Below are 13,001 nucleotides of genomic sequence, written 5' to 3'. Positions count from 1 at the left end.
TTTGGCATTTGACATTGTGCACGCTGTTGAGTTCTCAAGGATCGGATGCTCCCGCTTTTCACCCCTCAGGGCTGCTCCGCAGGGCAACTTCTCTACCTTAGCACCCTTTTCCAGAAGTCCGAACCAGACCAGAACCAAAGTTCCGAACCCAATCCAACCCCCTCAAAGGAGCAAGGAAACCCACACACACAACCACCAAAAACTTGGCGATCTTTACAGTGTGGGAGATGGTCCCGCATGAGGCCGGCGAGCGAAGCTCAGCCGCACCTTTGGGGTGACGAGTAGTTACTCTACGTCCGGTCTCCCCAGCCACGCAAATCACAAATGCACCCCGGGCGTGTCGCGCTGGATGGGCCCGAAATGGTGACCATTTAGGCGACGTTTGCGTCGTCGGTTGCCTGGCCCCGCAGCATCCGCACCCACTGACTGAGATAGAGAGCGCCGGCCTCATCATGGATCACGGTGGGATGGTGTCGGACCGGATACGGGGTCTCTGGAACTCCGTCCGTGGGGCGAACGTCAACGTGCGCAACATCGAAACCCTGAGCGTGCAGCCAGTCGGCCATTGCGTAATCGGTTCGCGAGTCACCGAGGGTGCGCCATGCAGTGGGGACTTGTCCGCCATCATCGGTCAAGAGAGCAAGGAGCTTCTCGGCGCCGAGATCTTTGCCCAGGCGAACAGACTCGATATCGGTCGAGATGATTGTGGGGTCGATACGGTACGGAACGGCGCCGGACTCATCAGGGTGACGCTCGTCGTCCCATTCGTAACCGAGACCCTGGCGCTCGAACTCCCGCGCTGCGTCACTGTCGAAAGCACCGCGTCGGGCGGCGAACTCTTCGGCCGAAACGGAGACACGTTGCTCCACCGAAACCATTGCGCGCTTGGTCTCATCGAAGAAGACCACATCGCTGTACGACGACTCGACCAGCCCACGGATCGCGTCGCTGTAGGAACTGGGCATCGCGAGAGTCTCGTCGACATCGACGTCACCCATTCCGTCTGGGGTGATGCGGACCGTGACGGCGCCTTTCTCACAGACCGCCCAGACACGAGCGGTCGCGCTCAGGCCCCCCGCGACGAGATGAGGCAGCACCTGCTCCCGGATGAAGGCGTCAGACCGTCCAGTGTTGAAAGCGATCGGAATACCCCCGTTCGCGAGCTCGACGAGGTCGCTGGCAATACTGGGTATAGCGATGCTTCGACTTACCGGGCTGGCGATGGGGCCATCGACGTCGAGCAGAAGACCAAGGATCGGCGCGTTATCAGTCACTCCCCCAGTCTAAATGGGGCCAAAACGCCGGACTTCGCCGCGCTCGGGCAACAAAAAAGAGGACCTCGCTCGAGATCCTCTTCTTCGATTGGCGGTGACGGTGGGATTTGAACCCACGGTGCGCTTTAGACGCACACAACTTTTCGAGAGTTGCACCTTCGGCCGCTCGGACACGTCACCGCCGTCGAGTGTAGTAGATCGTGCAGGTCTGCGCGAATCGAGTCGCCGTCGCGGCTTGTGGAAAACGCGCTCGTCCCCTTCCGGCGCGCACATCATCCGATGTCGGTGGCCGCGGATAGGCTCAGCGCATGGCTAAACCGACCTCAACTTTCAAGTGCACCGAGTGCGGCTGGCAGACAGCCAAGTGGGCTGGCCGCTGCGGCGAGTGCCAGCAATGGGGCACGGTCGTCGATGCGGCGGCGGAGGTCGGGATCGTTCAGCGCGTATCCGCGACGACGCTATCCAGCGACCGATCGGCGCGACCGATCACGGAAGCCTCGGAAGGGGACGTCTCACACTGGCCGACGGGAATCGATGAGTTCGATCGTGTACTCGGCGGAGGCATTGTTCCCGGTGCGGCGATCCTGCTTTCCGGTGAGCCCGGCGTCGGTAAATCAACGCTCCTCCTCGAGGTGGCCGCGAAGGCGGCGAAAGCGAAATCGCGGGTGCTCTATGTCAGCGCCGAGGAGTCCGTCAACCAGGTCAAGCTTCGCGCCCGTCGTACCGGAGCGCTGAGCGATAACTTGTTCCTTGCGTCGGAGACGGACCTGGCAGTGGTCCTCGGCCAAATCGATGCCGTAGCACCCGAGCTCCTCATCGTCGACTCCGTTCAAACCGTTTCCAGCCCGCTCTCTGACGGTGTCGCGGGTCAGCCGAGTCAGGTTCGTGAGGTCGCACAGACACTCATCCGCATCGCTAAAGAACGAGGCTTGCCCGTCTTGCTTGTCGGGCACGTCACGAAGGACGGAAGCATCGCGGGCCCGCGCCTTCTCGAGCACCTCGTGGACGTCGTCTGCCACTTTGAAGGCGACCGCCACACGTCTCTCCGGTTCATCCGGGCGCTCAAGAACCGTTTCGGGCCGACAGACGAAGTCGGTTGCTTTGAGATGACCGGAGACGGTATCGCCGAAGTCCCTGATCCAAGCACCTTGTTCCTCAGCCGTGACATCACCGTCTCGGGAACCTGTGTCACCGTGTCGATGGAGGGAAAGCGAGCCCTTCCGGTCGAAATTCAAGCGCTGGTGCTTGAGACAAGCGCTCCCAACCCCCGCCGGGTTACGAATGGTGTTGATTCCTCTCGCGTCGCGATGTTGCTCGCCGTCCTGGACCAACGCGCAGGCATCCGCCTGCACGACAAAGACATATACGTGTCGACGGTCGGTGGAGTGCGGCTCACCGAACCCGGCGCAGACCTCGCCATTGCGATTGCGCTGGCATCTGCCTCAATGGGATACGCCGTTCCGCATAACTTCGCGGCGTTCGGCGAGATCTCGCTCGCCGGAGAGGTGCGCCCGGTCAGTGCCGCTCGTCAGCGCACGTCTGAAGCGACCCGCCTCGGGTACAAGACGATCGTCGATGCCCGCACGGGCAGCATCCGTGAAGCGCTCGAATTGGCGAAAAGATCGGCCGGGTCTTCCTTCGATCGCGAGCTTGATTCGGTCTTCTAAACCTGCCTCAGAGGGCGAGCACCCGGAGTAGTTCGTCGGGGCTGGCCTGCATGGGATGTGGGCCAGCAATGTCAAAGAACACCGTCTCGATGTCTTTGCCGTGCGTGCGAAGAAAGGTGTGCAACCAGGCACCGTCGTGTAGGCCGACAAATGGCGGGAGCGCTGCCGGCTTGTGTGCGGCATCGCTGAAGACGAGCAGGGCGAGTCGGCCGGACTCCGGCTGACGGTACGTCCAAACCTCACCCACGTCAGTGGGCTTATCGCGCTGGCCAGGCTTCACCAGAGGAACGACCATGCGGTCATTTCGCAGAGCGAAGGCAACGGCAGCCATGTCCTGCTTCTCAAGCGCTTCGGCGAGAACCTGTGACCGGAATTCGGGCTTCTTTTTCGGCATCTCTCTATCCTTGCAGGCCGGCCCTAGCCGTCGAGCAGGAATTGCTTGGTCTTCGCGCTTTCGATGCCAGCGACCGACGTGCTGAGGTGATATGACACCCCGCCCGAGGGAACGGCAGGACGTTCACCGTCGCAGGTGGTTGTGCTCGAGCGCGTCCGGTCCCAGGCGATCGGAGTGCTGGACGCGACGACCTGACCCGGTTCGAGTTGGACGACTGCATCAGCGGGTTCAACCTGGCAGTCCGTTGAGGTCCAGTAAACGTCGGTGCCGCTGGTGATGGTGAAAACTTGCTGGCTGGTTCCGACGTTGATGGAGCACGGGTTCTTTCCCGTATTCGTGATTTGCAGCGACAGTTGGGGCAACTCATTTGCCCCGTAACTGCCTTTGTCGGTCAGCGCTTCGACGGTGACGGACTTCTCGCTGCACTCCTTCACCTCAGCCGTGGCGTCTTCGGTGCTCTCCGGCGTCGGGGTGGCCGACGGTTTCGCGGTTGCGGATGTCGTTACCTTCGACTCGGTGGGGAATCCTGAGGTGGAACCGGGCTTCCAGATCACCAGGGCGACGATGCCGATGACGACCAGTAGCCCCGCAAGCACCCAGAGCCGTCGGCGGACGTAAACACTCCGTTTGTCCTTGGCGGACTGCTCACCCGTGGCCATGGATTCATGGTAACCAGAGGGCAGATCACAACCGGAGATGACTCGCGGGAGGCTGCGATTGCAGCCTCCCGCGAGTCACCATCAGGATTCACTCCGTGAAGAGCGGAAGTATCACCAGCCGAACAGCTTGGTGATCCAGCTGATGATCTTCTTGATGACCTTGACGATCGTCTGGATGGGAGTTGGTTGCGGCTGCGGCGTCGGTTCATCCTCCGCTACCGTGATCGGGATGGTGACGGTCGTACCGGACTCCGCTGCCGTGATAGTCAACGTCTTGGCACCAGCTCCCGCCGGAACGGTGAAGGTCACAGTCGCTGCCCCCTGGCTCACCGGCGCGGTGGCCACCGTCGTCCCGTCGATGGTGGCCGTTACCGATGTGTTCACCGGGCTGCCGAGCGAGGTGAGGTCGAGTTTCGACAGGTTGAGCGTAATCGAGGATCCGGCAGTGACCGGTGCCGTCGGAATTCCCGTGACCTGGACCGAACGGCGGTCGTAGCTCGGCGAGACCGGGCTGTTAGCCGTCAGATAAGCGATCCACGCGTCCCGATCGACAAGGCCCGAGTCTCGAGTGTTCGCTCCTTCCTTGAAGACATGGAAGTTGTCGCCGCCCTGCAGCAGGAAGCTGAAGGAACCGATGCGGTAGCTGCGCGTCGGGTCAATCGGAGCACCGTTGACGGTGATGCTGGTGATGCGATCACCCTCAGCACGTGCGGGGTCGAACGTATAAGTCACGTTGTTCGACAAGCCCAGCTGGAGGTAGGCGCGGCTCGGCACCGTTCCGTCTGAAGCTCGTTGCCACTGCTGCTCAAGCATGACCTTGAACTGCGCGCCGGTGAGCGAGGTAGTCCAGAGGTTATTGAGGAACGGCAGCACCGCGTTTGCCTGAGCGTAGGTGATGTCGCCCGCCGCCAGATCGGCCCGAAGACCACCGGGGTTTACGACCCCGATCTCCGCCGCGCCTCTATCAGCAGACGACAACGAGTCAACGAGGGCGTCGGCGACGAAGTTGCCGAGTGTCGATTCAGACGACCGGTCATCACGGACGCCATTGTTGAACGCCGTGGTGATCGGTGCAGTCGCGTTTCCGACGATCTGCTGCCCGATGACGTTGGAATCAGCGATCGCCTTGTCAACGATCCGTTTCACCTCGGCCACGACGGGATATGTCGCGACCAGTTCGGCATCAGCTGTCGTCAGCCGCGCAACGTTTCGCGCTTCGTACGAAGAGATCTCGCCGGTCAGCGTGTCCACCTTGAGGGTGATCTGACCAATGAACTCTCCATAGCTCCCGGTCTGGAGAACGGGGCGTGTGCCCTGCTCACCGGGAATTGGAGCATCCCACGCGTACTGCTTGTGTGTGTGACCGGTGAAGATGGCATCGACGTCGGCGGTTGTTTCGGTGACAATCTCAGCGAAAGCCCCACCTCCGGCGATCTCTTCCTCGAGTGTTGCGCCATCCGGAGTCCCGGAGCCAGCGCCTTCGTGGTACTCGGCGACCAGAACATCCGCTTCACCATTCGATTCGTCTCCATCGGTCAGCTGTGCGGCAACACGGTTGACGGCGTCGACGGGATTACCGAAGTCGAGGGATTCGACCCCTGCCGGAGAGACCAGAGTCGGCGTCTCTTCGGTCACGGCACCGATCACACCGACGGTCACACCGTCAACCTCAAAGAGCGCGTACTCCTGAAGCGCCGGCGTCGTGGTGCCCTTGGTGTACACGTTGGCTCCGAGGTACGGGAACTTCGCGTTGTTTCCACCGTTCATCACCCGATTCACCAGATCGTCATAGCCCTGGTCAAACTCGTGGTTGCCAACGGCAGCTGCCGCAAGCCCCAACGCGTTCAGCACATCGATCGTCGGTTGGTCCCTCAGCGAGCTCGAGGCGAACAGCGAGGCTCCGATGTTGTCACCGGCTGAGATGAACAGTGAGGAGTCCGCTCCGAACTGTGCTTTCAACGACTCAATCGTTCCCGCGAACTTCACCGTGTTCGCATCAATCCGACCGTGGAAGTCGTTGATGTTGAGCAGGTTCACCACACTCTCCGGGCTGAAGTCGATACCGACCAGCAGCGGGTCGTGATCGCTCGACCGATACGGGTCTGCCGCGTAGAAGTTCGTGGCGTTGTAGTTGTACCGCGAGTACTCAAGCGCGATGGACTCCACGGAGTTGATGTTCCACACGTCCGCGTCCGTGACCAGAGTGTTGGCATCCGGTGACGCAAACACGTAGTCGAGCGAACCGATTGCCTGGCCGAAGGCGTAGGTCTGCTCCCCCGTCTTCGCTCCCTGGTTGATGTAACCGGCTGCGAGCAGCACAGCGATCGGGTCTTCCTTGGCGTATGAGTTGAAGTCGCCAACCAGGAACACCTTGGTGGTGTCGAGCTCACTCTTCAGTTCGTTCGCGAAGTCAACAAGGGCGGTCGCCTGGCGGATACGGTCACCGTTGTATGCACCCTGGCCGGTGTCGACGTTGTCTCCCGTTGCTCCCGAGCCGCTCTTCGACTTGAAGTGGTTGGAGATCACGAGGAACGTCGTCGAGTCCGCACCGCCCTTCGGCTTGAATGCCTGGGCGTCGGGCTGACGAGCGTTGGAGAACGCGGGCGAGTCGAGCAGGATGCGGGTCTCTCCCACCGTCTCAACGGACGCCGTCTGGTAGATGAACGCCGTGCGAATCACGTCTTCGTCGGCGGGCACCTCAGCGGGTGACGGGACAAAGGCCCACACGTCGCTGCCGGCTGCATCGTTGAGCGCGTCGACGAGAACGCTCAGCGCATAGTCGCGGTCCTTCCCAATGGCGGCGGAGTTCTCGATCTCCTCGAGCGAAACAACATCGGCGTCGAGTGCCGTGATCGCCGACACGATCTTGGCCTGCTGGCGCTCGAGGTTCGCCGCGTCCGCTGCACCACGCACGCCGCACCCAGCGGCATCCGAGTTGTTCACCGTGACGGGGTTGCCCGCTCGATCGGTGAAGTACGTGCACCCGGTGCGGTCAGCGCCGGTGGTTGCGAAGTAGTTAAGCACGTTGAACGTACCGAGCGTGATGTCGCCGCCAACGTCCTTGGGCTTCGCGGTGCGGGTGTTCTCGAAGGTAGCGGGCTGCACGGTGGACGCGTTCGCCGCGGTGAGCTGGGTTGTCGGCTGGAACGACCAAGCGTCGAACCGGTAGTCGAGTACGACCGGGGTCGTGAACGTTGCGGCTGCGCCGACGCGCACCGGGGACTCGTTCGACAGGTACGGCAGCGGGATGTTCTTGTTCGACCCACCGTTGGCTGTCGAGAGGTAGTTGGTCGTCGCTCCGTCATCAAGAAGCACGAGTTCAGCATCAAATCGCGCTTGAGCGGCGGCGTGCTCCGCAGTTCCGGGCAGACCAAGAACGGTCGGGTTCACGAGCGGAGTCGTGGACGCGGTCAGGCCGATCGTTCCAAACCCGTTGGTGTCGAAGACATCGGTGACCGTGTAGTCGCCAGCGGGCGCAAGAAGCATTCCCTCGAGCAGCTCTCGTTCCGCCGCCGTGGTCGGGTAGGCAACGGCGGCTGGCACGGGCGCGGTCACCGTTGCGGCGTCGAGCTGGGTGAGCCCGTTCGCATCGACCGTGACCTGGGTCATGCCGTTGTACTCGGTCACCTTTCCGGTGACCTCGACGTACTGTCCTACCGAAACGTTGGCGACGGTTGCCTTCGAATAGACAAATAATCCATCGGATGCCACGTGGCCGGTCAGGTCTGCACCGGTTCCGGGGGTTTGAATGTAGTAACCATCAAACCCACCGGTGGGATACACCGCCGTGACCACGCCGGACGTGGTGACCGTGGCGTTCGACACGGGGCTCACGTCACCCGTGCCCTGGATCTCCGCGATGCTGAGCTTCTGCGGGACGGTGGGGTCGGTCGGATCGGTGGGGTCGGTCGGATCGGTGGGATCCGTCGGATCGGTGGGGTCCGTCGGATCGGTGCCGTTCGCGGAGTTCTGCGGCGTGATGCTCGCGGACAGCGTGAAGTCCTGTCCATTGCTGTCTGTGTCGGTGAAGGCCGTGCGCACGAGCGATTTCACGTCGGTGTTCCCGGCCGGGGCAGGTGCAGGTGCCGTCTCGAACGTGTTCGAGATGCCGTAGCCGAGAACATCGACGACCGCCGCGTTTCCAGCGACGTTTCCGGTCGGGAGGGTCACCGCGGTTGAGCTCGTGGCGAGGATCAGAGTGCCACCGCCGCCGGCTGTGTTGATGCCGCCACTCGAGGCGTCCGGGGTCGGAAGCGCGGCGCCATTTGCCCCGTTGCTGCCGCCCGAAACCAGGTAGTAGCCGCCGGCAGCGATGCTGCCCGTGAGGGCAACCACTCCACTCGGCGCCGCCGAGCCGGTCGCCGACCGGTACTGCAGCGACCAGCCGCTGACATCGACCGGGGCATCCGTTGGGTTATACAGCTCAACAAACTTCGTGGTGTATGCCGCTCCGGCACTACCCCCGGAGAGATATGCCTCGTTGATCACCACCCCGGAGCCATCGGGTGCCGCGGTCGCCGGCAGTGCCGACAGCGGCGCAGCAGCGAGTCCGAATAGTGATGCGATTGCGGTAACACGCCAGCCGCGCTTGGACAGCAACATTGATCTCCCTGAAGTTTGTCCCGATGAGATGGCACACCAGACGGCGCCTCGTTGCACCGCAAATGGGGGTCAGATCCGGCCAACTCTCACTCACGTTAGAGCCACCGGATTAACGCCTGATCACCGGAAATGTAAACAGTGGGTAAAAGCTAACTGGCCACAAGAACCCCCCGCAAGAGGCACAACATATGAGCAGGCTCGCGGGCCCAGGAAATGCGCCTGACTAAAGCAGTTTGAGCATCCGGCTGTTGCCGAGCGTATTGGGCTTGACCCGGGCGAGGTCGAGGAACTCAGCGACACCCTCATCGGTCGAGCGCACCATCTCGGAGTACACCGCCGGGTCGATGATGTCTTCACCGATCTCCATAAATCCGTTGCGCGTGAAGAAGGGCACTTCAAAAGTGAGACAAAAGAGGCGACGCAAACCGAGCTCACGAGCATCCGCTTCAAGGGTGTTCAATAAGGCCCGACCGACGCCGCGCCCAAGCCAGTCCTCGGACACCGCGAGCGTGCGCACCTCGCCGAGGTCTTCCCACATCACGTGCAGGGCGCCGCAACCGACGAGCGTGCCGTCGGGAGTCGTTGCAACCCGGAACTCCTGCACCGCTTCGTAAAACACGACGCGTTCCTTGCCAAGCAGGATGCGCTGGGCGACGAGCGGTTCGATGAGCCGCTGAATGGCGGGCACGTCGGTCGTGCGTGCACGACGGACCAGGTATCCGGTTTCTGCCTGCTCTGTCATCCTCCCCAGTTTAGTGACCTGTATCGTTTCGATATGCGACTCGGAGTGCTCGACATCGGTTCAAACACGGTCCACCTGCTCATTGTTGACGCTCACCCCGGTGCGCGACCGGTTGCGGAGGCCTCGCACAAATCGGTCGTGCGGCTCATGCGCTACCTCGATACAGACGGCTCAATCACCGACGAGGGCGTCACGGCGCTCGTCACGGCAATCGGTGACGCGGCCCGGATTGCGGCGACGAGCAACCTCGATGATCTGCTGCCTATGGCAACATCGGCTATTCGCGAGGCCACCAACGGACCCGAGGTCATCGCCCTGATCGAACGGGAGACCGGCCTGACACTTCAGGTGCTCAGTGGTGAGGACGAGGCGAAGCTCACCTTCCTGGCGGTGCGCCGCTGGTACGGCTGGTCGGCCGGCAACATCCTCCTTTTCGACATCGGCGGCGGTTCGCTGGAGATCGCATTGGGGGCGAATGAAGAAGCGGATGTCGCTCTGTCGCTTCCCCTGGGCGCCGGACGTTCCACGGTCGGCTTCCTTTTCGACGACCCACCGACCCAGCCGCAGCAAGATGCCCTGCGCGCACACGCTCGCGGGGTGATCGCCGAGGCCCGGGCCGCGTTTGCGGGGCTCGAGAAGCCGACCCACATCGTCGGTTCATCGAAGACGATTCGCTCGCTTGCCCGGCTCGCGGGATCCGTTGTGGACGGTATCGGTGACGACCGGATGCGCCTCCGGCGCAGCCAGCTCGACGACTGGGTGCCGCGGCTGGCCCAGATTCCAGCCACCTCGCGACCCGCCCTCCCTGGCATCACCATGGATCGCACCTTCCAGATCGTCGCGGGTGGAATCGTGCTCAGCGAGGCCATGGCCGGATTCAACGTGCGTGAGCTCGACGTCTCGCCGTGGGCGACACGCGAGGGTGTGCTGCTGCGCTACCTTGACCACCTGGCCTGAACAGGCATCCGCTGATAAAAAAACGAAGGGCCCGAAGGATTTCTCCTTCGGGCCCTTCGCGTTCGGTTCTGGTTAGGCGTTGCCGGCCGTGAGGTCAGGCGTTGCCGAGCCGGTGCCGAGTGAGCGGCCTGCGTTGACGCCAGCGCCGACGGTCTCACCGCGCGGCTTGGTGTCAAAGACGAACTCGCCGCCGGTGAAGTCCACGTGAACGTGATCTCCGGAGTTGAGCAGTCCGTTGAGGATGCGCTCACTCAGTCGGTCTTCGACCTCGTTCTGCATGGCGCGACGCAGGGGTCGTGCTCCGAGAGCCGGGTCGAAGCCCACCTCGATGAGCCGTTCCTTCGCGGCGACGGTCATGTCGATCGTCATGTCGCGGTCGAGCAGTCGCTCGCTGAGGCGCTTCGCGAACAGGTCGACGATCTGCAGGAGCTCCGCCTTCGACAGCTGCGGGAACACGATCGTGTCATCGACACGGTTGAGGAACTCAGGCTTGAAGTGCTTCTTAAGCTCTTCGGTGACCTTGGCCTTCATGATCTGGTAGGTCGCGACGGTGTCGCCCTCGATCTGGAAGCCGACCGGTCCGCCAGCGATGCCCTTCGAACCGAGGTTCGTGGTCATGATGATGACGGTGTTCTTGAAGTCGACAACCCGGCCCTGTCCATCCGTCATCCGACCCTCTTCGAGGATCTGGAGGAGGGAGTTGAAGATGTCGGGGTGAGCCTTCTCGATCTCATCGAAGAGCACAACGCTGAACGGCTTGCGACGAACGCGCTCGGTGAGCTGGCCACCCTCTTCGAATCCGACGAATCCGGGAGGAGCACCGAACAGTCGTGAGACCGTGTGCTTCTCACCGTACTCGCTCATGTCGAGCGAGATGATGGCGTCTTCGTCGTCGAACAGGAACTCGGCGAGTGCCTTGGCGAGTTCGGTCTTTCCGACACCGGTCGGACCGGCGAAGATGAACGAACCGGAGGGACGCTTCGGGTCCTTGAGCCCGGCGCGGGTGCGGCGGATGGTCTTGGACAGCGCCGAGATGGCTTCTTCCTGGCCGATGACGCGCTGGTGCAGCGCCTTCTCCATGAAGACCAGTCGAGACGACTCTTCCTCGGTGAGCTTGAAGACCGGGATGCCGGTGGCCTGAGCGAGAACCTCTGCGATCAGTCCTTCATCGACGGTGGCCGTGGTCTTCACGTCACCCGAGCGCCACTGCTTCTCAAGGCGCAGTCGCTCGCCGAGGAGGTTCTTCTCCTCATCGCGCAGCGACGCTGCCTTCTCGAAGTCCTGGTCCTCGATTGCCGTTTCCTTCGCTCCGCGAACGACCGAGATCTTCTCGTCGAACTCGCGCAGTTCGGGCGGGCTCGAGAGGATCGAGAGGCGAAGGCGTGCGCCGGCCTCGTCGATCAGGTCGATGGCCTTGTCAGGGAGGAACCGGTCGGCGACGTAACGGTCGGCGAGATTTGCGGCAGCAACAAGCGCACCGTCGGTGATGGACACCTTGTGGTGAGCTTCGTAGCGGTCGCGCAGCCCCTTGAGGATGTTGATCGTGTGCGGGAGAGACGGCTCGTTGACCTGAATCGGCTGGAACCGACGCTCGAGTGCCGCATCCTTCTCGAAGTGCTTGCGGTACTCGTCGAGCGTTGTGGCGCCAACGGTCTGCAGCTCGCCGCGGGCAAGGAGTGGCTTGAGGATGCTCGCCGCATCGATCGCACCTTCAGCGGCACCCGCACCAACGAGGGTGTGGATCTCATCGATGAAGATGATGATGTCGCCGCGGCTGCGGATCTCCTTGGTGACCTTCTTCAGGCGCTCCTCGAAGTCACCGCGGTAACGGCTTCCGGCGATGAGCGAACCGAGGTCGAGCGAGTACAGCTGCTTGTCCTTGAGCGTCTCGGGTACATCGCCCTTGACGATCGCCTGGGCGAGGCCCTCGACGACAGCGGTCTTACCGACGCCGGGCTCACCGATGAGAACCGGGTTGTTCTTCGAGCGGCGCGAGAGGATCTGCATGACCCGCTCGATCTCCTTCTCGCGACCAATCACCGGGTCCAGCTTGTTGTCACGGGCAGCCTGGGTCAGGTTACGGCCGAACTGGTCGAGGATCTGGGAGCCGCCCTGCGCGGTGGTCTCTGTGGTGTTGCCACCGACCGGTGCAGCTTCTTTGCCCTGGTAACCCGACAGCAGCTGAATGACCTGCTGCCGAACACGGTTGAGGTCTGCACCGAGCTTGACGAGAACCTGTGCGGCGACGCCTTCACCCTCGCGGATGAGGCCGAGCAGGATGTGCTCGGTTCCGATGTAGTTGTGGCCGAGCTGAAGGGCTTCGCGGAGCGAGAGCTCAAGCACCTTTTTGGCGCGCGGCGTGAAGGGGATGTGGCCTGTCGGCTGCTGCTGGCCCTGACCAATAATGTCCTGGACCTGCTCGCGAACCGCGTCAAGCGAGATGCCGAGCGACTCGAGAGCCTTTGCTGCGACGCCTTCACCCTCGTGGATGAGACCGAGCAGGATGTGCTCGGTTCCGATGTAGTTGTGGTTGAGCATCTTGGCCTCTTCCTGGGCCAAGACAACGACGCGACGAGCGCGGTCGGTAAATCTCTCAAACATTTTCGCTCCTTCGGTGACCGGGCAGGGATGGGGACACCGTTACAAAGAGAGTAACCACCGGAGCTTTGTAATACTCCTTTGTTCGCTGTGCGCGCACCCCCGCTG

8 protein-coding genes and 1 tRNA gene are annotated in these 13,001 nt (G+C 62.3%); 2 read left to right on the top strand and 7 right to left on the bottom strand.

Annotated elements, in window-relative coordinates; all coding sequences use genetic code 11:
- Positions 1-371: 371 nt before the first annotated feature.
- Together L1277_RS08415 and L1277_RS08410 are read right to left on the bottom strand one after the other, a co-directional pair.
- Entirely contained in the window at positions 372-1,274 is a 903-nt protein-coding gene (locus L1277_RS08415; RefSeq protein WP_253375905.1) for a hypothetical protein, read from the bottom strand.
- A gap of 89 nt (positions 1,275-1,363) precedes the next feature.
- Positions 1,364-1,454: transfer RNA gene (locus tag L1277_RS08410), tRNA-Ser, on the bottom strand.
- 128 nt (positions 1,455-1,582) lie between these two features.
- Between L1277_RS08410 and radA the strand changes: the two genes are divergently transcribed.
- Entirely contained in the window at positions 1,583-2,941 is a 1,359-nt protein-coding gene (gene radA / locus L1277_RS08405; protein ID WP_253375904.1) for a DNA repair protein RadA, read from the top strand.
- Positions 2,942-2,948: 7 nt separating this feature from the next.
- On the opposite strand, the gene L1277_RS08400 is transcribed toward radA, so the two are convergent.
- The 4 genes from L1277_RS08400 to L1277_RS08385 form a co-directional block, all read right to left on the bottom strand.
- Positions 2,949-3,335 carry an SseB family protein gene (locus L1277_RS08400; RefSeq protein WP_253375903.1) on the bottom strand — a complete coding sequence of 129 codons (387 nt, stop codon included), beginning with the start codon at positions 3,333-3,335 and terminating at the stop codon, positions 2,949-2,951.
- 23 nt (positions 3,336-3,358) lie between these two features.
- A complete protein-coding gene (locus tag L1277_RS08395) occupies positions 3,359-3,994 on the bottom strand; it encodes a hypothetical protein (protein WP_253375902.1) in 636 nt (211 codons plus the stop codon).
- A 111-nt stretch (positions 3,995-4,105) separates the two neighbouring features.
- Positions 4,106-8,596: an ExeM/NucH family extracellular endonuclease gene (locus L1277_RS08390; RefSeq protein WP_253375901.1), complete on the bottom strand. Its 4,491-nt coding sequence runs from the start codon at positions 8,594-8,596 to the stop codon at positions 4,106-4,108.
- Between the two features lie 223 nt (positions 8,597-8,819).
- Positions 8,820-9,338: an amino-acid N-acetyltransferase gene (locus L1277_RS08385; protein WP_253375900.1), complete on the bottom strand. Its 519-nt coding sequence runs from the start codon at positions 9,336-9,338 to the stop codon at positions 8,820-8,822.
- A 33-nt stretch (positions 9,339-9,371) separates the two neighbouring features.
- Between L1277_RS08385 and L1277_RS08380 the strand changes: the two genes are divergently transcribed.
- Positions 9,372-10,295 carry a Ppx/GppA phosphatase family protein gene (locus L1277_RS08380; protein ID WP_253375899.1) on the top strand — a complete coding sequence of 308 codons (924 nt, stop codon included), beginning with the start codon at positions 9,372-9,374 and terminating at the stop codon, positions 10,293-10,295.
- A gap of 72 nt (positions 10,296-10,367) precedes the next feature.
- Here the strand turns inward: L1277_RS08380 and L1277_RS08375 are convergent, their stop codons facing one another.
- Positions 10,368-12,896, bottom strand: a complete 2,529-nt coding sequence (locus L1277_RS08375; protein WP_253375898.1) for an ATP-dependent Clp protease ATP-binding subunit — start codon at positions 12,894-12,896, stop codon at positions 10,368-10,370.
- Positions 12,897-13,001 lie beyond the last annotated feature (105 nt).

The organism is Okibacterium sp. HSC-33S16 (assembly GCF_024171565.1).
Lineage (GTDB): Bacteria > Actinomycetota > Actinomycetes > Actinomycetales > Microbacteriaceae > Mycetocola_A.
Note: the sequence above shows the minus strand (reverse complement) of the source record. Positions and strands in the feature narration are given on the sequence as shown.

Coding starts and splice junctions, on each gene's coding strand:
- L1277_RS08380 (WP_253375899.1), top strand. CDS start 9,372: ATGCGACTCGGAGTGCTCGACATCGGTTCAAACACGGTCCACCTGCTC.
- L1277_RS08395 (WP_253375902.1), bottom strand. CDS start 3,994: ATGGCCACGGGTGAGCAGTCCGCCAAGGACAAACGGAGTGTTTACGTC.
- radA (WP_253375904.1), top strand. CDS start 1,583: ATGGCTAAACCGACCTCAACTTTCAAGTGCACCGAGTGCGGCTGGCAG.
- L1277_RS08375 (WP_253375898.1), bottom strand. CDS start 12,896: ATGTTTGAGAGATTTACCGACCGCGCTCGTCGCGTCGTTGTCTTGGCC.
- L1277_RS08400 (WP_253375903.1), bottom strand. CDS start 3,335: ATGCCGAAAAAGAAGCCCGAATTCCGGTCACAGGTTCTCGCCGAAGCG.
- L1277_RS08385 (WP_253375900.1), bottom strand. CDS start 9,338: ATGACAGAGCAGGCAGAAACCGGATACCTGGTCCGTCGTGCACGCACG.
- L1277_RS08390 (WP_253375901.1), bottom strand. CDS start 8,596: ATGTTGCTGTCCAAGCGCGGCTGGCGTGTTACCGCAATCGCATCACTA.